Origin of the sequence: Wenyingzhuangia gilva (assembly GCF_030519655.1) — a bacterium.
Classification (GTDB): domain Bacteria; phylum Bacteroidota; class Bacteroidia; order Flavobacteriales; family Flavobacteriaceae; genus Wenyingzhuangia; species Wenyingzhuangia gilva.
On sequence record NZ_JAUMIT010000002.1, the window covers coordinates 398,525 to 419,608 of the forward strand.

22 protein-coding genes are annotated in these 21,084 nt (G+C 31.2%); 12 read left to right on the top strand and 10 right to left on the bottom strand.

Annotated elements, in window-relative coordinates; genetic code table 11:
- Positions 1-8 precede the first annotated feature (8 nt).
- From QVZ41_RS06865 to QVZ41_RS06875, 3 genes are read left to right on the top strand one after another with little or no spacing between them, the layout of a single operon-like run.
- Positions 9-1,649: a S8 family serine peptidase gene (locus tag QVZ41_RS06865; RefSeq protein ID WP_302883809.1), complete on the top strand. Its 1,641-nt coding sequence runs from the start codon at positions 9-11 to the stop codon at positions 1,647-1,649.
- Positions 1,639-2,577, top strand: coding sequence for an NAD(P)H-dependent flavin oxidoreductase (locus QVZ41_RS06870; protein ID WP_302883810.1), 939 nt, complete (start codon positions 1,639-1,641; stop codon positions 2,575-2,577). The genes QVZ41_RS06865 and QVZ41_RS06870 overlap by 11 nt, the downstream gene beginning before the upstream one ends.
- A gap of 5 nt (positions 2,578-2,582) precedes the next feature.
- Positions 2,583-3,056 carry a YehS family protein gene (locus QVZ41_RS06875; RefSeq protein ID WP_302883811.1) on the top strand — a complete coding sequence of 158 codons (474 nt, stop codon included), beginning with the start codon at positions 2,583-2,585 and terminating at the stop codon, positions 3,054-3,056.
- Positions 3,057-3,100: 44 nt separating this feature from the next.
- Here QVZ41_RS06875 and QVZ41_RS06880 read toward each other — a convergent pair whose 3' ends face one another.
- A complete protein-coding gene (locus QVZ41_RS06880) occupies positions 3,101-3,619 on the bottom strand; it encodes a hypothetical protein (RefSeq protein WP_302883812.1) in 519 nt (172 codons plus the stop codon).
- A 250-nt stretch (positions 3,620-3,869) separates the two neighbouring features.
- Here QVZ41_RS06880 and QVZ41_RS06885 point away from each other — a divergent pair, with 250 nt between their 5' ends.
- On the top strand, positions 3,870-5,060 hold the full coding sequence (locus tag QVZ41_RS06885; protein WP_302883813.1) for an MFS transporter: 1,191 nt from the start codon (positions 3,870-3,872) through the stop codon (positions 5,058-5,060).
- A 57-nt stretch (positions 5,061-5,117) separates the two neighbouring features.
- Here QVZ41_RS06885 and QVZ41_RS06890 read toward each other — a convergent pair whose 3' ends face one another.
- The 8 genes from QVZ41_RS06890 to mtaB are packed head-to-tail and all read right to left on the bottom strand — an operon-like array spanning position 5,118 to position 13,757.
- Positions 5,118-6,443, bottom strand: a complete 1,326-nt coding sequence (locus QVZ41_RS06890; protein WP_302883814.1) for a TolC family protein — start codon at positions 6,441-6,443, stop codon at positions 5,118-5,120.
- Positions 6,444-6,447: 4 nt separating this feature from the next.
- Positions 6,448-7,572, bottom strand: coding sequence for an efflux RND transporter periplasmic adaptor subunit (locus QVZ41_RS06895; protein ID WP_302883815.1), 1,125 nt, complete (start codon positions 7,570-7,572; stop codon positions 6,448-6,450).
- Between the two features lie 29 nt (positions 7,573-7,601).
- The gene (locus QVZ41_RS06900; RefSeq protein WP_302883816.1) at positions 7,602-8,834 is read right to left on the bottom strand and encodes an ABC transporter permease; all 1,233 of its coding nucleotides are present in this window, start codon (positions 8,832-8,834) and stop codon (positions 7,602-7,604) included.
- A gap of 2 nt (positions 8,835-8,836) precedes the next feature.
- Complete coding sequence (locus QVZ41_RS06905) at positions 8,837-10,066, bottom strand: ABC transporter permease (protein ID WP_302883817.1); 1,230 nt, start codon at positions 10,064-10,066, stop codon at positions 8,837-8,839.
- Between the two features lie 2 nt (positions 10,067-10,068).
- The gene (locus tag QVZ41_RS06910) at positions 10,069-10,764 is read right to left on the bottom strand and encodes an ABC transporter ATP-binding protein (RefSeq protein WP_302883818.1); all 696 of its coding nucleotides are present in this window, start codon (positions 10,762-10,764) and stop codon (positions 10,069-10,071) included.
- Positions 10,765-10,795: 31 nt separating this feature from the next.
- The gene (locus QVZ41_RS06915) at positions 10,796-11,692 is read right to left on the bottom strand and encodes a lytic transglycosylase domain-containing protein (protein WP_302883819.1); all 897 of its coding nucleotides are present in this window, start codon (positions 11,690-11,692) and stop codon (positions 10,796-10,798) included.
- A 31-nt stretch (positions 11,693-11,723) separates the two neighbouring features.
- Positions 11,724-12,389, bottom strand: a complete 666-nt coding sequence (locus tag QVZ41_RS06920; protein ID WP_302883820.1) for a YqiA/YcfP family alpha/beta fold hydrolase — start codon at positions 12,387-12,389, stop codon at positions 11,724-11,726.
- Positions 12,390-12,398: 9 nt separating this feature from the next.
- Complete coding sequence (mtaB, locus tag QVZ41_RS06925) at positions 12,399-13,757, bottom strand: tRNA (N(6)-L-threonylcarbamoyladenosine(37)-C(2))-methylthiotransferase MtaB (protein ID WP_302883821.1); 1,359 nt, start codon at positions 13,755-13,757, stop codon at positions 12,399-12,401.
- Between the two features lie 117 nt (positions 13,758-13,874).
- Here mtaB and QVZ41_RS06930 point away from each other — a divergent pair, with 117 nt between their 5' ends.
- A complete protein-coding gene (locus tag QVZ41_RS06930) occupies positions 13,875-15,482 on the top strand; it encodes an ABC transporter substrate-binding protein (RefSeq protein WP_302883822.1) in 1,608 nt (535 codons plus the stop codon).
- On the top strand, positions 15,472-15,816 hold the full coding sequence (locus QVZ41_RS06935; RefSeq protein WP_302883823.1) for a tRNA-binding protein: 345 nt from the start codon (positions 15,472-15,474) through the stop codon (positions 15,814-15,816). Before QVZ41_RS06930 ends, QVZ41_RS06935 begins: the two co-directional genes overlap by 11 nt.
- 5 nt (positions 15,817-15,821) lie before the next feature.
- On the opposite strand, the gene QVZ41_RS06940 is transcribed toward QVZ41_RS06935, so the two are convergent.
- Positions 15,822-16,601 (bottom strand): SDR family NAD(P)-dependent oxidoreductase, encoded by a 780-nt coding sequence (locus QVZ41_RS06940; protein WP_302883825.1) that lies wholly within the window; start codon positions 16,599-16,601, stop codon positions 15,822-15,824.
- 190 nt (positions 16,602-16,791) lie between these two features.
- Between QVZ41_RS06940 and QVZ41_RS06945 the strand changes: the two genes are divergently transcribed.
- The 6 genes from QVZ41_RS06945 to QVZ41_RS06970 all read left to right on the top strand — a co-directional run bounded on the left by QVZ41_RS06945 (position 16,792) and on the right by QVZ41_RS06970 (position 21,068).
- The gene (locus QVZ41_RS06945) at positions 16,792-18,144 is read left to right on the top strand and encodes an MATE family efflux transporter (RefSeq protein WP_302883826.1); all 1,353 of its coding nucleotides are present in this window, start codon (positions 16,792-16,794) and stop codon (positions 18,142-18,144) included.
- Positions 18,145-18,164: 20 nt separating this feature from the next.
- Positions 18,165-18,392, top strand: coding sequence for a hypothetical protein (locus QVZ41_RS06950; protein WP_302883827.1), 228 nt, complete (start codon positions 18,165-18,167; stop codon positions 18,390-18,392).
- Positions 18,393-18,429: 37 nt separating this feature from the next.
- Positions 18,430-19,050 carry an L-threonylcarbamoyladenylate synthase gene (locus QVZ41_RS06955; RefSeq protein ID WP_302883828.1) on the top strand — a complete coding sequence of 207 codons (621 nt, stop codon included), beginning with the start codon at positions 18,430-18,432 and terminating at the stop codon, positions 19,048-19,050.
- 11 nt (positions 19,051-19,061) lie between these two features.
- The gene (locus QVZ41_RS06960; RefSeq protein ID WP_302883829.1) at positions 19,062-19,763 is read left to right on the top strand and encodes a hypothetical protein; all 702 of its coding nucleotides are present in this window, start codon (positions 19,062-19,064) and stop codon (positions 19,761-19,763) included.
- 64 nt (positions 19,764-19,827) lie between these two features.
- Positions 19,828-20,316, top strand: coding sequence for a hypothetical protein (locus tag QVZ41_RS06965; RefSeq protein ID WP_302883830.1), 489 nt, complete (start codon positions 19,828-19,830; stop codon positions 20,314-20,316).
- On the top strand, positions 20,316-21,068 hold the full coding sequence (locus QVZ41_RS06970) for an LVIVD repeat-containing protein (RefSeq protein WP_302883831.1): 753 nt from the start codon (positions 20,316-20,318) through the stop codon (positions 21,066-21,068). Before QVZ41_RS06965 ends, QVZ41_RS06970 begins: the two co-directional genes overlap by 1 nt.
- Positions 21,069-21,084 lie beyond the last annotated feature (16 nt).

Below are 21,084 nucleotides of genomic sequence, written 5' to 3' on the forward strand. Positions count from 1 at the left end.
AAATCAGGATGAAAAAGTTTGTGTTTTTGATGTTTTTATGCTCAAGCATGTTACAAGCTCAAGAACACGCATGGGTGTATTTTAAGGACAAACCCAATGCTCAAACTTATCTCAGTAATCCTTTAAGTATGCTGTCGAAACGTGCTATAGATAGGAGAAATCGTCAAAATATTAGCATTACTACTCAAGATGTTCCTGTAGATGAATTCTATGTTTTATCAGTAAAAAATAGTAATGGTATCACGGTAAAAGCAACATCTAAATGGTTAAATGCAGTTCATGTTTATGGATCGGAAACAGCTATTACTAATCTTCAAAATTTAACATCGGTAGATAGTATTCAGTTTGCGAATAAAAATTTAGCTGTTATCAATACATCAACTTCTAAACTGAGCAAAGTTTTTAAAATAAATAAGTTTGATGATGAAGTAACATCTATTTATAATTACGGAGAAGCTACTAATCAAACAGAAATGTTAGGAGTAGAAAAGTTTCATCAAGAAAATATTAAAGGGCAAGGAATACAAATAGCCATTATTGATGCAGGTTTTTATGGAGTAAATACAGCTGGTGCTTTTAGTCATTTGTTAGATGGCAACGAAACCAATGGTGAAATTTTAGGAGGTTATGATTTTGTACATGCTGCTACTGATTATTATGCGTTTACAGGAACTACTCATGGAACAAAAGTACTATCAACCATTGCGGCTATAAAAGAAAACGAATTTGTAGGAACAGCTCCAAAAGCAAGTTTTTATTTGTTTGTAACCGAAGATGATGCTAATGAAACTCCTTTAGAAGAGAGTTTATGGGTACAAGCAGCTGAGCGAGCAGACAGTTTGGGAGTAGATATTATCAATACTTCTTTAGGATACAGCGAATTTGATGAAAGTAAGTATAACTACACTTATGCTGATATGGATGGAGAGACTACGTTTATTACTCGTGGTGCCAATATAGCAGCCCAAAAAGGGATGGTTTTGGTAAATTCCATGGGGAATTCGGGAAATGATACTTGGCATTATTTAACTGCTCCAGCTGATGCAGAAAACATCATTTCTGTTGGTGCGGTTGATGCCAATGAAAATATGGTGAGTTTTTCCTCTTTCGGACCATCAGCAGACAACAGAATTAAACCAGAAACATTGGCTCAAGGTGGGAATGTTTTTGTTGTTAATGAAGAAAATCAGGTGGGAATATCTAATGGAACCTCTTTTTCAGGACCTATCATTGCTGGAGCAGTGGCTTGTTTATGGGAAATGTACCCAAATAAAACAAGTTTAGAGATTAGACAAATGGTGATGGAGCATTCAAAAGATTATTTAAATCCAACAGATCAAAGAGGGTTTGGGGTTTTAAACATGAATGATTTGGCACCTCAATTATTGTCTGAGTTTCTATATAAGGGACCTCCTTTTTATATTATATATGGAAATCATGGTATTTATGTACAATTACATCAAAATTTTGATGAGGTTTCTATTCAGGTTTTTTCTACGTTGGGAAATTATATAGTGGATAAAAAACTGACAAAGAATAACAATGGTTTTTTAATAGAAAATTTATCGCCTGGAATATATTATGTAAAATATCAATTTATGGGTAAAAGTAAGGTGATGACTTTTTTCAAAAGAGAATATGGAAAATAATAGAATTACAGAATTATTTGGAATAGAATATTCAATTATTCAAGGAGGAATGGTTTGGGTGAGTGGATATAAATTGGCATCTGCTGTTAGTAATGCAGGAGGTTTAGGGTTGATAGGAGCTGGTTCTATGTATCCTGATGTTTTTAGAGAACATATTAAAAAATGCAAAAAAGCTACAGATAAACCTTTTGGAGTCAATCTTCCTTTGATTTATCCTGATATTGATAAAATGGTAGATATTGTGATAGAAGAAGGGGTAAAGATTGTATTTACATCGGCAGGAAATCCTAATACTTGGACGGCAAAATTAAAATCACATGGTATTAAAGTGGTGCACGTGGTAAGTAGTATCAAATTTGCTGTTAAAGCACAACAAGCTGGAGTAGATGCTGTAGTGGCAGAAGGTTTTGAAGCAGGTGGACATAATGGACGTGAAGAAACTACTACGTTTACTTTAATTCCAATGGTTAAAGAACATTTAACCATTCCTTTAATTGCTGCAGGAGGAATTGCTAGTGGAAGAGGAATTTTAGCTGCTGAAATTTTAGGAGCAGATGGTGTACAAGTAGGAAGTAGATTTGCAGTGAGCACAGAATCATCGGCACATATAAAATTTAAAAATTTAATTACTGAATTGCAAGATGGTACTACGCAATTAACTTTTAAAGAGTTGGCACCAGTTAGAATTATCAAAAATAATTACTATCAAAAATTAGTAGAACTATATCAGACAAATCCATCAAAAGAGACTTTAAAAACCTTTTATGACAATGCTAAATTAAAAACAGGTATTTTTGAGGGGGATGTAGAAGATGGAAAATTAGAAATAGGTCAAATTGCTGGTTTGATAAAACAAGTTCAGCCAATAGCCACTATTATGAGTGAAATGATTACAGAATATAAAACTGTAAAACAGAATTTAAATTAAAGAGAATGACAAATAACGATGTGTTTAGAAGGCTTAAATATGCTTTTAACTACAATCCAGAAAAAATAATTTTACTATTTAATCATGTTGGAATTAAGGTGGAAAGGGAAGAGGTTTCTAAATGGTTGGAAAAAGATACTGAAGAAAAAGAAAATTTATCTTTATCTGATGAGCAATTTGCTAGCTTTTTAAATGGGATGATTATTGAGAATAGAGGTAAAAAAGATGGTCAGATTCCGGTAGCAGAAAAAGAATTAGATAATAATATAGTTTTTAGAAAATTAAGAATTGCTCTGAATTTAAAAGATACTGATATTTTAGACTTGCTAAAGTTAGCTGGACTAAATTTTGGTAAATCTGAGTTGTCTGCTTTTTTTAGAAAACCAGGACATCAGCATTATAAAAAATGTCAAGACCAAGTACTTAGGAATTTTTTAAATGGATTGTTTTTGAAACATCAAGGAGGTCATAAAAAATAAAGAAATAAAAGAAGCCAAAACAAATTTGTTTTGGCTTCTTTTATTTAAAATGTATAAGTGGTTTGTTTGCTTAAATCTTCCTCAAAAATAATATCCCAATCATTATTAGGCTTTAAGATATTCGTGTTTTTTGCCATGGATGGATTACTTGGATATTTTCCCCCTTTAAATTCAAGAATTTTTAATTTCCCTTTATTAAAAGTATATAAGTTAGCCCAATTATTTTTTATTGTTTCTACATAAATAGGAGCTCTGGTTACAGAAAAAGTATTGATATGATTCAGTTGGTTGTCTAATAGTAAAAAAGTACAACCACCAGTTCCGCAAAAATAAGGAGAGACAAACTGAATAAAAATTTCATCTTTTCCATCATCATTTAAATCTATCAATGTCATTTGAAACTTTTTATCATCAGGAGTCATAAATTCAATATCCTCTTTTAAGAAATCATTGATTAAATAAGTTTTTACTTTTTCTAATACTTCATCATTATTAGCTTTTTTATCCTTACATGCAGTAAAAAAAAAGATTATAAAAGCAATTTGAAAAAACTTGTTTATCATGTTTTGGAAATTTAAAGGATTCAATAGCAGTAAAATTATTTAAATATTGAAAATCATACTACTAAATAACAAAATAAAAATAGGAATTTAATAATTGATTAGTGATATCTATTCTTATTTTTTAGGGTTTTAAACCATTTTTAAATGATATTTCAAATTTTACTCAAATAGAAAACTTTGAAACGTTAAGTTAAAAAATGAGTGTACCTTTGCATGGTTTAAATAGTAAACCAAGAATAAAAGTTGTTGAATGAAAAAGGAATTGCTACCCTTAGCCTTAGGAGGTTTGTCTATAGGAACCACCGAGTTTGTAATGATGGGATTATTACCTACGATTTCTAAATATTTTGATATAACCATTTCTCAAGCAGGAGGTTTTATTTCTATGTATGCTTTAGGAGTTGTTATAGGGGCTCCGTTAATTGTATTTTTATCAGGAAGGTTTACTTCTAAAAAAATATTATTAGCCTTGATGGTTATTTTTACGGTATTTAACCTATTAAGTGCTTTAAGTCCTAACGAGACTTTTATGTATATTTTTAGATTTTTATCTGGATTACCTCATGGAGCATTTTTTGGAGTGGGATCTATTGTTGCCAGTAGATTGGCCAAAGAAGGTCAAGAGGCCAAAAATATATCTATGATGTTTGCAGGCTTAACTTTTGCCAATTTAATTATGGTGCCTCTTGGGACTATTTTAGGGCAAACTTTTTCTTGGAGAATAACTTTAGGAATTGTTGCTATTATAGGTTTTTTAACCTTATTATCTTTGTTTTTATGGTTGCCTAATTTACCCATTAGAAAACAAACCGATATTAGAGGAGAGTTGTCTTTTTTTAAAACCAAAGAAGCTTGGATTATAACTTTAATGACAGCCATTGGAACTGGAGGTGGTTTTGCTTGGTTAAGTTATATAGCTCCTTTGATGACTAAAGTAGCTGGAGTTGATGAAAAGTATTTGATGGGGATTATGATGCTTGTTGGCTTAGGAATGGTGGTAGGAAATATATTTGGAGGAAGATTAGCTGATAAAGTTGCTCCAGTTAAAGCTTGTATGATTTTGTTTGGAGCCATTGCTCTAAACTTATTGTTAGTTTTTTTGTTAGCAGATAATGCTATTATTGCCTTAATTTTGTGTTTTACAGGAGGAGCATGTTTTTTAGCACTAGGAGCACCCATACAAATTTTAATGATTAAAACAGCAGGAAAGGCCGAAATGGTTGGGGCTGGAGTTACTCAAGCAGCTTTTAATATAGGGAACTCAGTAGGTGCTTTTTTGGGAGGATTAATTCTAACATTAGGGTATGGCTATAAATATCCATCTTTATTAGGTGTTGTTTTAGCCATAATAGGAGTAGGGTTTACTTTATTATTACTTAAAACCAACAAGAAAAAACAGGCTGATTTAGAGTTAGGAAGATTGGCTACTTGTGATAAATAATAGTATAAACAGTATAAAAGAAAAGAGCCAAGTAATGTTACTTGGCTCTTTTTGTTTTTATAAGTTGATGGGAACACCAAAATAAAACTCTAATACTTTTAATTTAAAAATATAATCATATTTTGCTTTTATAAGATCTGTTTCTGCATTCACATAACTTGTTTTACTTTGATTAAAAGTAAAAGAATCCATGGCTCCTAAGTTGAATTTTTCTGTAGCATATTCATAAGCAAGTGTTCTCGCTTCAAGTGCTTTTTGACTAGCTTCATACGTTTTTAATGCTCCTTTGGTATCATTAAAAGCTTGGTAAACTTTGTCTCTTAAATTAAATTTAGATTGTTCTAAGTCTAGCTTTGCTTGTTCTAGCTGTAATCTCGATTTTTTAACAGCGTTTCTAGTTTGGAATCTATTAAAGATAGGGATGCTTAAACCTAATCCATAAGAAAAACCTCTATTGTCTCTAAATTGAGTTAAAAGATTAGTCCAGTTAAAATCATGAGGATTAAAATAGCTTGTGTTAAATCCAAAAGAAGCATTTAGAGTAGGTAAGTATGCTCCCTTTGATATTTTTATATCATTTTCTGCAATTTCAATAGCTACTTCTGAAAGTTTAATGTCATTTCTAACGGTTAAAGATTTGTTGTAGATTTCACTAGGGCTGTTGTTTGTAATGTCAGTAGGAATCAATTCATAGGTGTCATCAGCAATATCAAAATGTTCAAAATCCTCTAAAACTAATAAATTAAAAAGTGTTAATTTAGAAATTAGAATATTGTTTTCCATTGTTACAATAGCTTTTTCTTGATCGGCCAAAGTTGCTTCAATTTCTAAAAGATCTCCCTTGGGTTTACTTCCAGCATTTACCAATTCTTTAGTTCTAGCTACTTCTTTATTGCTTAAATTATATTGTTCTTTTAATGCTTTTAAAGACTCTTTGTTAAAAACAATTTGTAAAAATGCATTACATACATTTAAAGAAATATTGTCTTTCATATCATCTAGTTGATATTGTTTAGACAATAAGTTTAAGTTAGACCTGTGAAGTTGTTTAATGTTTCTCATTCCATCATAAAGCGTCACATTTGAGTTTACTCCAACTCCTGTGCTTTGAGTGGTGGCTATTACATTTGAATTTGTAACAGGATCTGTATTTAAACCTGTTCTCCATGAGTGACTTAGGTTGGCATTTAAATTAGGTAAAAAATTTCCTTTAGAAGTTTGTATGTCAATTTTAGAACTTTCAATCTCTAACTTAGATTTTTGAATAGAAATGTTGTTTTCTAAAGCATAAGACACGCATTCATCTAAGGTCCATTTTTTGGTTTGAGCGTTCCCAAATGTATAGGCACATAAAACAACAAGAAATAATATTTTTGTATTCATAGTTTTATCTTTTCTTTTTATCAAAATCTGCTTCACTTCCTGTAATTTGATTCCAAACTTTTATTTTGTCATCTTTTGAAACGCCTTCTTTAACTTCTACATTAATTCCATCTGAAATTCCTAAAGTAACATCCTTCTTTTCAAATTGTTGAGGAGCTTTTTCAATTTCTACAAATGGTTTTTCGGTATTTCTATCATATTGAATTAAAGATTCTTTTACAGCTAAAATGTTTTCTTTTTTTTCTAAAATTAATGCTGCATTGGCACTATATCCTGCTCTGATATTAACATTGTTGTCTAATTCTATACTGGCTTTAATTTTAAACAAAACAGCTCCTTGTTCATCCACTCCTTTTGGAGCAATAAAAGTTAAGTTTGCATTAAATTTTTGAGTGTCAATCGCTCCAATAGTCACTTCTAATGGAGTATTTTCTTTTAATTTTCCAACTTCTGCTTCATCAACCTTTCCTTCAAAAATCATCTTTTTTAAATCGGCAATAAAAGCAATGGTAGTTCCTGCATTAAAGTTATTGCTTTCTATTACCTGATCTCCTTGTTTTACTGGAATTTCTAAAATGGTTCCAGCAATGGTGGCTCTAATGTTTGTATTGGCTGATGACGATCCATTTGCAGACCCTAATTTTATAATTTGGTAATCTTTTTGAGCGTTTTCTAAATCTTGTTTGGCTTGATTGTATTGCAATTCAGAAGTATTAAACTCTTGAACAGCAATGACTCCTTTTTCAAATAATTGTTTACTTCTTTTGTATTCTTTTGTTGTGTTGTCTAATTTAAGCTGTGCAGTAATTACTCTACCATTGGCACTGTTTAAAGATTGTTCATTAGGGACTACTTTAATTTTAGCAATTAAATCTCCCTCTTTTACATATTTTCCTTCTTCTACAAAAATTTGCTCTATAATACCTGAGATTTGAGGTTTAATTTCTACTTCATCTTCTGGAATTACAGTTCCTGTAGCCACTGTTTTTTTTACAATTGTAGTGGTAAAAGGTGTTTCTGTTTTAAATTCAATGGCTGATTTACTGTTCTTGTCTATAAAAAACTTTAACACTAAAGCGAAAGCACCTATTAGCACTATAATAATGATGATTTTTATGATTTTTTTCATGGCTTTGTATATATGTAATTTCTTTATTGTTAACTATTTAATGCTTCTATTGGGTTTACTTGGGTAGCTTTGTTTGCGGGAATCAATCCTATTAAGGTTCCTAATAAGGCTAAAATTCCGACAGCAACTAGTATAATAGGAATGGATACAGATGAATTTACTAAAACAGCATCGGCACCTTGTCCCCATATTTTGTCAATAATAATTAGTACCAAACCGCCTCCAAGAATTCCTAAAAATCCAGCAACCAAGGCAAGGGTTACGGCTTCTAAAATAATTTGTCTTTTAATCATTATGGGTGTGGCTCCAATGGCACGTCTAATACCAATTTCTTTAGTTCGTTCTTTAACAGTTATGAGTAAAATATTTCCAATGGCAAAGACTCCTGCAATAAGAGTAGCAATACCAACAAACCAAGTTAAAAATTGCATTCCTGTTAAAAAGCCATTCATTTTTTCGAATTCTTTTCCTAGGTTAAATCCACCAATGGCTCTGTTATCGTCTGGGTGAATATCGTGTAGGTTTTTGATAAGTAGTTTGGTGTCCATTTCTACTTGTTTGATATCACTCTCTTTTTTACCCGTAACCATCATCATTCCGATGTCTTGCCCTGTATTGTAAATTTGTTGAAAGGTAGAAAAAGGGATGTGTATGTCAGAGGTCATTCCAACATTTCCATTTTTAAAAACACCAACCACAACAAAGTTTATTTGATTTAGTTCGATGTTCTTTCCTATAGGATTTTCTTTTTTATCAAAATATTGCTTGTAAATTTCTTCAGAAATAACAATAATTTTTCTTTTATGATCAATATCTGATTGATTGATAAATCTCCCAATAATTAGATTTTTCTTCTGTACTTTGTCAAGCACAGGAAAGTCACCATTAACGGTATGTTTACCTGTTTGGAAATTTCTAATTAAATCTCCATTTCTTCTGTTTCTAGGAACTACAAATTCAATTCCGTTGATTTCTCTTCTAATGTTCTCAACATCATCTAAGTTTAAAATAACTTGCTTTCCTTTTTGAAAACCATGAAAAGGTTTTTCGGTAGATTGTCCCCAAATAAACACACTGTTGGTTGCAAAATCTCCAAACAATCTGTTAAAAGAGTTTTCCATTCCTCTAGCACAACCTAATAAAGTAACGAGAAGAAAAATTCCCCATGTGACTCCAATCACGGTAATAAAGGTTCGCATTTTGTTTTTGCGAACACTTTCGTAAATTTCTTGCCAAGTATCTTTTTCAAATAAAAATTTCATAGTTATTCGTCTCTTAGTGCTACAATCGGTTTTATTTTAGAGGCTCTTTTGGCAGGTACATAACCAGCTATACAACCAGAAATCACTAAGGTAATCATGGCTCCAATAATAATAGAAGTGTCTACGCTTGGATTGGTAATAAAATATTTTTCTAAACTATTTCCTATTAAATTTACAGATCCAATTCCTATTAAAATTCCCAAATAACCTGCAATTGATGTTATGGTAATAGATTCTAATAAAATTAAAGCAACAATAGATTTTGGAGAAGCTCCTAAAACTTTTCTCACCCCAAGTTCTTTGGTTCTTTCACTTACTACATAAATCATAATATTACTAATTCCAACAATTCCGGCAATTAAAGTTCCAAAACCAATAAAAAATATAAGTACGGTTAGTACCATCATCATCATATTGGTACTTTTCATAGATTCTGCAACATTACTTATCCAAAGTGCGCTTTGGTCTTTAGGAGATATCAACAATAATTCTTTTAGTTGTTCTTCAAGTGAATTACTAAAACTAATAATTTCGTCATAACTCATGTTATCGTTATAAGTCAACTCTATCTGATCTACATAATTATTATTAGCGTATAAAGATTGGGCTGTGCTAAGTGGAATGTATATGACTCTTTCAGCATTATCATCTCCTTCTTTTTCAAAAACTCCTATAACTTTAAAATTAATTCCTTGTAAGTTGATATACTTTCCAATAGCTTCTTTGTTTTTAAACAGATCATCTTTGACAAGTCTTCCTATAACTGCTGTTTTTTCTTTTTTATGAGCATCGGTAATATTGATAAATCTCCCTTCGGACAATTCATAAGTATCTATAAATTGATGATCTGGCTGAACAGCATTCACGGAATAATTATTTCGGTTATGCTCATAGCTCACATTAAAACTTTTATAAATTTTTGCTGAGATGAATTTTACTTTATCATTATTCTTTTCTTTGATATGGTCAACCTCATTGTTGCTCAGTTGTATTTTTCTACCTGATTTCATTCCTTTGAAAGGGATAGCTGTTCTTCCAGGGTATATTTGAATAGCATTAGGTGTCCTGTTTACAAAAAAACTAGCAAAAGTATTTTGTAACCCGTTTGAAATCCCGAAAAGTAAAGTAAAAATTAGGATGGCAAAAGTAATGGTAAAACCAGAGAGAATACTTCTTAACTTGTTTTTGCTAATACTCTGAAATATTTCTCTCCATAAATCTCTATCAAACATGATTATATTTTTACGTTGTGATTTACGGTTTCATCATCCATAATAACACCATCTTTTAACCTAATAATTCTATTGGTTTGCTCTGCTACATCTTCTTCGTGAGTAATAATTACTACAGTCATTCCCTCTTTGTTGATGTTTTTTAACAATTCCATGGTAGTTTGGGTAGTTACAGAATCTAAGGCACCAGTTGGCTCATCCGCCAAGATGATCTTGGGTTGAGTAACCAAAGCTCTAGCAATGGCTACACGTTGTTTTTGTCCACCAGAAAGTTCATTAGGCAGGTGAGTCGCCCAAGGTTTTAAACCTACTTTGTCTAAATATTCTAAGGCGATTTTTTCACGTTCTTTTTTGTTATATCCACCTTTGTAATAAAGGGGTAAAGCCACATTTTCAATAGCTGTTTTGTAGGGTATTAAATTAAACGATTGAAAAATAAAACCTATAAAATGATTTCTTAATAACGCAGCTTTGGTTTCGTTTAAGTTTTTGATAACTTCATTATTCAACTTATAGATTCCTTCATCATGAGTATCTAATAATCCAATAATATTTAAAAATGTTGATTTACCTGAACCAGATGAACCCATTATGGAGATAAATTCTCCCTCTTTTACATGAAGATTAATTCCTTTTAGTACGTGCAAGGAATCATGTCCTACCTTATAAGATTTGTGTAGGTTTTCAATCTGAATCATAACTTTTTCTTTTTCGATTTAAATATAGAAATTATTTTACAGTCACAGGTATTTTAATCTTGTAAGGTTTTCTAGATCTGTTATTTAACTCATTTTCTCTCAACCAAGGATTTAGAATTTTTAATTCTTTATAGTTGGTGTTAAAATTTTGGGCAAACCCAGCAATGTTAGTAATGGCAGTATCTACTTTTACCGTTCTATATTTAGGTAAAACATATAAGTCATTTTTATCATATACAAAACCATAATCATACGGTTTGCTTAGAATTTCTTTAATGGCAATAATTCTGGGTAAATATCTAGAGGTTTCATCGGGTAATAAAACATCATAATAAGAAGTAACCATTTGTTCCTCCATTCTTCTATCAAGACCATTGATTCCAATATTGTAAGATGCTGCAGCAGCTGTCCACGTTCCAAATTTTTCTTTGGCTTTAAGAATGTATTGACAAGCAGCATTGGTGGCTTTTTCTAAATCATAACGTTCATCCACATTATCATTTACTTCTAAACCATATTCTCTTGCCGTTGCAGGCATCAATTGCCAAAAACCTTTAGCCCCAGCAGGAGAAGTCACATTTTGTAAACCACTTTCAATCACTGCTAAATATTTAAAATCATTAGGAATGTTATTCTTTTTAAGAATAGGTTCTATGATAGGGAAAAATTTATGGGCTCTTTTAATCAATAACAATCCGTTAGATTGCCAATAAGTATTTACCAAAAATTCTTTATCAACTCTTTCTTTAACATCGATATTATGAAGAGGAATTTCTTCTCCAGCAAAATGAATTCCATTTGGAATTTTCAAAGCCTTGATAATATAATTCTCTCCAGTCTTTTTAGTTGAAGGAGTTGCATTGGTAAAAAAAGGGATGGATATTAAGATTGCCCCCAAAGAGACAATCCATATAAGATGTTTTTTCATAAGGATAGATTTATGAAAGAAGTTACAAAAATTAAGCCAAACAACGAAGGATGTGTTGTTGAATAGTGCTGCTTTTGGTAAGAATCATTACATGGGTTCCATTCTTAATGATTTCACAATTTTTGATGTGTTTTATTGGAATAATTTGATCTGCATTTCCATGAAAATGAACAAGATCAGTCTTGTTTTTACAACCTTTCCAATATAAAAAAGAACGAACTGCCCACTGGGTGTAAAGTTTATTTCTAACTGGCAAAAACTTTCTGTAAACAGTTAAGGTATTTTTAATTTTTTTACTTCCATTTTTGTGTAGAAAATTTTCAGTCCAATTGATGAAACTAATAGGAAGTAATTTATAAAGTTTTGTTGCTTTTACAGTTTTAAAAAAAGGACTGTATTCTTCAGGGCTTTTTACACTTGAAATAAGAATGATTTTTTTACATGGAATGATTTGTGCAATTTCTTGAGCCAAAACACCACCAAAAGAAACGCCTACTAAAACAGGATTTTTTTCAGTAATCTGCTTTGCAAATCGTTGGGTATAATCTACTAAAGATTCTTTTTTAGAAATAGGCATTATCCATTCTAAAAAATGCATTTTATACTTTTCTTTGGGCAATTGTATGCGTTCAAAAATAGCTGAACAAGCAGACATTCCTGGTAAAAGATAAACGTGTGTAATATTTTCAGTTTTCAAAAGGATTGATTACAACAATTCACTCAAATTTACAGATTTTTCTGTAGGTAGATGCACAAAATCAAAGCGAACTGAACCATCTTCGTCAATTTCTGTTAATGTTATTTCATGTAATTCGTTTATCAGACTAGGATTCCATGGGGTTTTAACTTTTACGTAATTTTCTGTAAATCCGTGAATGTATCCATCTTTGTTTTCGCTTTCAAATAAAACTATATGAGTACTTCCTAATTGACTTTCGTAAAAAGCCCTACGTTTTTTAACAGACAGACCACGTAACATTTTACTACGTTTAGCTCTAACGTTTTTTGGAACTACTCCATCCATGTCAGCTGCTTCTGTATTATCTCTTTCGGAATAAGTAAATACGTGTAAATAAGAAATATCTAATTCACTTAAGAATTTATAAGTCTCCAAGAAAATTTCATCAGTTTCTCCAGGAAAACCAACAATTACATCAACCCCAATACAAGCATTGGGCATGGTTTGTTTAATTCTGGCAACACGGTTTACATATAAATCACTCATATAACGACGTTTCATTTTTTTCAAAATGGCATCGCTTCCGCTTTGCAATGGAATATGAAAATGAGGAACAAAACTATTTGAGGTGCTTACAAATTCAATAGTTTCATCTTTTAACAAGTTAGGTTCAATAGAAGAAATTCGCAATCTGTGAATACCATCAACCTTGTCTAAAGCCTGAACTAGCTCATAAAAAGTATGTTCGTGTTTTTTGTTTCCAAACTCACCTTTTCCGTAATCTCCAATATTTACTCCCGTTAATACAATTTCTTTAATCCCGCGTTCAGAAATTTCTTTGGCATTTTTTAATACGTTTTCTAAAGTATCACTTCTAGAAATTCCACGAGCCAAAGGAATGGTACAATAAGTACATTTGTAATCACAACCATCTTGTACTTTTAAAAAAGCACGAGTTCTATCCCCAATGGAATAAGATCCTACATAAAAATCAGCCTCTTCAATTTCGCAAGAATGAACTTCTCCTAAATCGTTTTTAGACAAGTCATTAATATAATCTGTTACCTTAAATTTTTCCGTAGCTCCTAAAACCAAATCCACTCCATCAACAGCGGCTAATTCTTCGGGTTTTAATTGGGCATAACAACCCAGGGCAATTAAAAAAGCATTGTCATTTTTCTTTAAAGCATTTTTTACGATAGTCTTAAAACGTTTGTCAGCATTGTCTGTAACAGAGCAAGTGTTGATGACATAAATATCAGCCTGTTCTTCAAAATCTACACGAGTAAAACCTTCGTCTTGAAAGCTACGAGCAATGGTAGAAGTTTCTGAAAAATTAAGTTTACAACCCAATGTGTAAAAAGCTACTTTTTTTTGCGGACTCATTCTTGTAAATTTACGGGGCACAAAGGTACGTTTTTTCTACGATATTGAGGTATTTGTTATAAGTTGATTTTTGTGTTTTTGTATAGGTAATAAATTCATTTGTAGTAAATTAACCCGATGATTAAAAAAATAATAAGTTTTTTGTGTTTTGTTTTGTGCTTGGTTTCTTGTCGTGATAAAGTAAGTAAACACGACCTTTCTGAGGTGTTTAGGTACAATGAAAAAGACAATATCACTTCTTTAGATCCTGCTTTTGCTAAAAATGAGCCCAACGTTTGGGCAACCAATCAATTGTTTAATGGCTTGGTTGTTTTTGATGATAGTTTAAACGCAAAACCTTGTATAGCCAAATCCTGGAGCATTTCTAATGAGAATAAAACGTATGAATTTGTGTTAAGAGATGATGTTTATTTTCACAAGAATATCGCTTTTGGAAAAGATAGCACAAGAATAGTTACCGCTCACGATTTTGAATATAGTTTTAATAGAATATTAGATCCTAAAGTAGCTTCCTCAGGTAGATGGGTGATGCAAAATGTAAAAAGTTTTAAAGCTGTAAACGATTCTGTCTTTAGAATAAATTTACAAACTGCTTTTCCGCCTTTTTTAGGATTGTTATCTATGCAATATTGTTCTGTAGTCCCGAAAGAAGCGGTAGAATATTATGGATCGGAATTTAGATCTAATCCTGTGGGAACAGGACCTTTTTATTTTAAATTGTGGGTAGAAAATACAAAGTTGGTGTTTAGAAAAAATCCATTGTATTTTGAAAGAGATGAAAAAGGAAATCAACTACCGTATTTGGAGGCCGTAGCCGTTACTTTTTATGCCGATAAACAAACAGAGTTTTTACAATTTATTCAAGGAAACTCCGATGTTTTGTATGATTTACATACTTCTTACAAAGATGAATTATTATCCCCTACAGGAAGTTTGTTACCCAAATACAAAAATAAATTGTCCTTAGATAAAACACCATATTTAATTACCGAATACATTGCCTTTTTTATGGAAGGAGAAACGGTTGACAATAATGTGTTAATCAGAAAAGCGATTAATGTTGGTTTTGATAGAGCCAAAATGTTACGATATTTAAGAAACAATATTGGAAATCCTGCTACTGGTTTTGTCCCAAAAGGACTGCCTGCTCATCATCAAGAGAGCGTGAACTTGTATCAGCCAGAAAAAGCCAAAGCTTACATAGAGCAGTATAAAAAAGAAACAGGAGATTTACATCCAAGTATTAAAATTGCCACCAATTCTAGTTATACAGATTTGTTTGAATTTATCCAAAGAGAATTACAAGGAATAGGATTAAATATTGAATTAGAAATTTTGCCATCACCTATTTTAAGACAATTAAAAGCCAATGGAAAATTACCAACTTTTAGAGTAGGTTGGATTGCTGATTATCCGGATGCAGAAAACTTTTTATCACTTTTTTATAGTAAGAATTTTGCTCCACAAGGACCAAATTATTCACATTATAAAAATCCTGTTTTTGATGAATTATATGAACAATCATTAGGGATTACTGATAGAAATGAACGAGTAAAAATTTACAAAAAAATGGATAGTATTGTTATGGAAGAAGTTCCTGTGGTTTCTTTGTTCTATGATGAAATTATTCGTTTTAAACATGAAAATGTAAAAGGATTAACGACCAATCCTACCAATTTGTTGAATTTGAAAAAAGTATATAAAACAAAAAGTAATGGAAGATAACTCAACAATTACCTGGGGAGATTTTGTAAAAATTGACATGAGAATTGGAACCATCATCAATGCGGAAATATTTAAAGAGGTAAAAAGACCTGCCTATAAATTAATGATCGATTTTGGAGATTTAGGAATTAAAAAAAGTTCCGCACAAATCACTAAATTGTATGAGCCAGAAAAGTTAATTGGAAAACAAGTGGTAGCAGTAGTCAATTTTCCTCCAAAACAAATAGCCAATATGATGAGTGAATGTTTAGTGATTGCAGGAGTAGGAGAAGAGAATGATATTGTTTTGCTTCAACCAGAAAGAAATATGTCTAACGGAACTAAAATAGGTTAGTGCTGTTATTTCTTTACTTCTTGCATTTTTCTAACTTGCTTTAAAATGTTTTTCTTGGAGATAAAAGGCATTAATTTCATCATTATTTTTTGACTAAAAGTAAGACCCGAAATACGATCTAATTTTCCAGAAATCATGGCTTTGTAACCATCTTCTGCTACAGACTTAGCACTCACCGTTTTTTTAAACATTTCGGTTTTATCCATACCAGAAACACTTCCAAAATTAGTTTCCGTAGCTCCAGGCATTAAATTCGTTACCGTAACATTAGTTCCTCTAAGCTCTTCCGAAATTGCATTTGAGAAAGAAGTTACATAGGCTTTGGTTGCAAAATAAACAGCTTGTAAAGGACCAGACATTAAGCTTGCAGTAGAAGAAACGTTTAATATTTTTCCATCGTTTCTTACTACAAAATCTTTTAAAAATAAATGAGTTAATGCAGTTAGAGAAACCACGTTGAGTTGAATCATATTTAAATCTTCATATAAATCTCTTTCGTGAAATTTTCCTAGTCCACCAAAACCTGCATTGTTAATCAAAAAATCCACAGTAATGTTTTGGGAAATCACTTCGGTGTAAATTTCTTGTGCAGCATTTAAAAAAGTTAAATCTTTTTGAATTACATATACAGAAACCTTAAAAATAGATTCTATATCGTTTTTTAACTCCAACAAAGTATTAAAGTTTCTTGCAACTAAAACCAAATTCCCTTTGTTTTTGGCGTGTATATATGCCAGTTCCTTTCCAATGCCACTGCTTGCTCCTGTAATTAATGCTGTTTTCATAATGAATAGAATTAAATTTTATATTGCTGTTGATGTAATGATAAATGTAGAGAAAACTTATTTTATAATTACTGACAAACAACAGTTTAACATAGATTTAATAACTATATAAGTTCATAAAATCTTATGTGTAAATCATTAAAGTACGCTATAAAACTTCGTATCTTCGCGCAGATTTTAAAATACCCTTATGAATATTAAACAATATACTTCAGAATTTAAAACAAATATTGCCTTGGCTGTACCTGTAATGTTGGGACAGTTAGGACACGTGTTGGTTGGTTTTGCAGATAATATTATGGTTGGAGAATTAGGAGCACCTGCTTTGGCAGCGGTTTCGTTGGCCAATTCAATTTTTTTTATTTTAATGGGTTTAGGGGTTGGTTTTTCTTTTGCGATGACTCCTTTAATTTCGGAAGCAGATGCGGCTAAAAATTATATGGAAGGAAAAAAAAGCTACCAACATGGAGTGATTATTTTATCTATTTTGGGAGTTGTTTTAGCAGGCGTTTTATTGCTAATGGAACCATTGTTAGGAATGATGAATCAACCTGAGGATGTGGTTGTATTAGCCATTCCATATTATAATGTATTGGCTTTTTCTATGATCCCTTTGTTGATTTTCCAAGCTATTAAACAGTTTACGGATGGGTTGAGTTTAACAAAATATGCTATGATTGCTATTTTGGGTTCTAACTGTATTAATGTGTTGTTAAATTATATGTTAATTTACGGAAAGTTTGGAGCTCCTGCTTTAGGAGCTGTAGGAGCAGCTTATGGAACTTTGGTTTCAAGAGTTTTAATGATTTTTGTATTGCTTTATTTCATCAGTAAACGAAAAAAGTTTCAACCCTATAAAATTGCCATTTCTTGGTTTTCTTTAGAAAAAGAAAGAGTCGCTAAAATATTCAAATTAGGGTATCCAACTGCTTTGCAAATGTTTTTTGAAATCGGAATTTTTGCTTCAGCAGTATTGTTGTCTGGAATGATTGGTACTGATGAACAAGCTGCCAATCAAATTGCATTGAATTTATCAACCATGACATTTATGGTCGCTACAGGAGTAGCGGTTACAGCAACCATTCGTGTAGGAAACCAAAAAGGATTAAAAGATTATTACAATTTAAAAAGAATAGCCATCTCAAATGTGTTCTTAATGATTATCATTTCTATTGTAGCAGCCATTGGTTTTATGAGTTTAAGAACTTATTTGCCTTGGATATACATTGATGATGAAAATGTGGTAAACATTGCAGCCAAATTGTTAATTATTGCTGGTTTGTTCCAAATTTCTGATGGAATACAAGTGGTGGTATTAGGAGCGTTAAGAGGTTTGCAAGATATGTTTGTGCCTATGTGGTTGGTTTTTGTGTCTTATTGGATCATTGGGTTTCCGGTTTGTTATTATTTAGGATTAAAAACCGATTTGGGAACTTTTGGGGTTTGGATTGGTTTGTTGGTAGGATTAACAGTTTCTGCTACTTTATTGTATCTAAGGTTTCAACATCTAACAAAAAGATTACTTTTGTTGGAGCATTCATAAACAAATAATTTAAAAAACACATGGAATTACCTAGGTTTATATTAGCAGATAATACGGATTGTCCTGAAGATATTTTTGTGATTCATACAGAATTTCCAAGATTTATTATTAACTTAAAGGATGATGAAATTGAATTATGGGACGATTTAGAAGGAACTGATGAAGAGGAACTTTCTATGCAAGTTGCACAATACATTGAAGAGGCCTCAGAATTTTATGACGAGGAAATGAAAAAGTATTCAGAATAACAGATTCATTATCATCAATATTTGATATCAAAATAAAATGGCAAAGCTTGTAAGAATATATCCTGAAAATCCCAACGAAAAAGAAATTCTTAAAATTGTTGAGGTGCTTAAAAATGGAGGTGTAATCATCTATCCATCGGATACTGTTTATGCTTTAGGTTGCGATATTACTAATTATAAAGCGATGGAAAGAGTGGCTAAAATTAAAAACATCAAACTAGAAAAAAATACATTTTCTATTGTTTGTAATGATTTAAGTCATTTATCAGATTATACAAAACCTATTGACACCAGTACGTTTAAAATCTTAAAAAGAGCTTTTCCGGGGCCTTATACTTTTGTGCTTCCTGCCATTAATAATATGCCTAAAGCTTTTAAAAAACGTAAAACAGTTGGAATTCGTGTTCCTGATAATAGTATTACAAGAAGAATTATTGAGTTGTTAGGGAATCCTTTGGTTTCAACATCAATTCATGATGAAGATGAGGTGATAGAATATACTACAGATCCAGAATTAATTCATGAAAAGTGGGATGATTTGGTTGATGTTGTGATTGATGGAGGTTATGGTGATAATGTTGCTTCAACCGTAATTGATTTAAGTGAGGGAGAGCCTGTAGTGCTTAGAGAAGGAAAAGGAAGTTTAGATATTTTATAATCTATTTTTAGATGAATCATCAATTAAGTACAGAAGATGATTTTCTGTTTCATTCTCTTCAAATTGAAATCAAGCAACTTTTAGGTAGAGTCCAATCTGTAAAATCAGAAATTTTTGAGTTTGAAAACTTTTTAAGAAATGAATTAGAAAGTGAAATTATTGAGGAACAAGAGTTGTCTGTACTTTACAGAAATCTTCAAAAAGCAAAAAAACAAAAAAGACTTGCTCAAAAAAAGAAAGGTAAAAATTATAAAGAGCCTAATACTGTTCCTGTAGTTTCTAAAATTACCGAAGAAGAAAAAACGGTATTAAAAGACAAAAAAAAGCTGTACCGAGAAGCAATGTTGTTTGTGCATCCAGATAGATTCTCTAACAACGAACAAGATGAAAGTTTAGCCACTGAAATTACCACAGAATTGATACGAGTGTACAAACAAGGGACTTTGGTTGAATTGCAACAACTTCATCAGCAAATTACCTCTCAAAAAAAACTAGCTAACATTCAAATTTCTCAAGAAAAGCAATTAGATACTTTAGAATTGTTACAGCAAAAAAAAGAAGATTTACAAAAAGAATTAGCTCAATTACAAAAAAGACATACTTATGTAGTTTTGACTACTTATGCCAATCCTAAAGAATATTTACAAGAAGTAAAAGCTTATTACGAAGATAGATTGTTTAAGTTGAGAAAGCGAACTAGGAAAGGTTTGTAAATGGAGGTAACATTTATTTAATACTATAGTTTAGAGGTATTTTTGTTTCTTTGTTAAAAAAGAAATGAAAAGAGTTTTTGGTATTCCCGTTTTATTGTTAATGGTAAATTGCGGTTTTTTAGGAGAATCTATTGATGTTGAGTCCATTTATGAACCTGTAGAAATGACTAGAGAAGAACTAAAATCTTCCATTGTAATGTCTGACTCCAAAGCAGTCGTAGAATCAGGGAAAATATATATCAAAGATGATTATATTTTTGTAAACGAAAAAAACGAGGGATTTCATATTTATGACAATTCTAATCCATCAAATCCAATAAAAGTTAGGTTTTTAAAAGTACCCGGAGCTACTGATATTGCGATAAGAGGAAATGTGTTTTATCTCAATCAAGCTACAGATTTAGTGACGCTTCGTTTTAATCCTACAAATTACAGTGTAGTAGAAACAGGTAGAGAAATTAAAGTTTTTACACCTTTAGAGGTAAGTCCAGATGGTGGTTATTTTACTGCTGAAGAAGGAAAAATAATTACAAAATTTATAAAAAAAGACTAATGAAAAAGCTATTATTTATATTGAGTGTAATTGTTTTAGTAGGGTGTGATCAAAACTCATCTGATACTGTTGATAGTTCAGAAACACCTGCTGATGGTCAAGGAGGTTCTTTAGCTACTTTTACTTTGAAAGGGGATTATTTATATACTGTTGATAATAGTAAATTAAATTCATTTTTAATTTCAGGAAATCATCAAGAGAATCCTGCTTTTGTGGATGCAGTAACTGTAGGTTTTGGAATAGAAACTTTATCTGGATTTGGAGATAATTTATTTATAGGGAGTTCTGATGCTATGTATATTTATAATTTAGAGAATCCAGAACGCCCTAAATTCAAATCAATCTCTAGACATTTTAGAGCTTGTGATCCTGTAATTGCAAATCAGAACAATGCTTTTGTTACTGTAAGAGGTGGTAATAGGTGTGGAGGTGATATCAATCAGTTAAAGATTTATGATATTATAGATGTAGAAAATCCAATATTATTATTAGATAAAACACTAGTGGAGCCTAAAGGAATGGCTTTGTATGACCAATACATTTTTGTTGCAGATACAGCTATTAGAGTTTATGATATTTCAAAGATAGAAAGTGGTGAGATTTCGTTTGTAAAGAAAATCGATGTATTTGTAAATGATTTGATTATTAGAGAAAATCATCTTTTCGCAATTGGTGACTCAGGAATATATCAATATAATTTAGAAAATTCAACAGGCTTAGAAATAACAACCACCAGTGAGTTGTTGTTTTAAAAGAATTTAATAAATA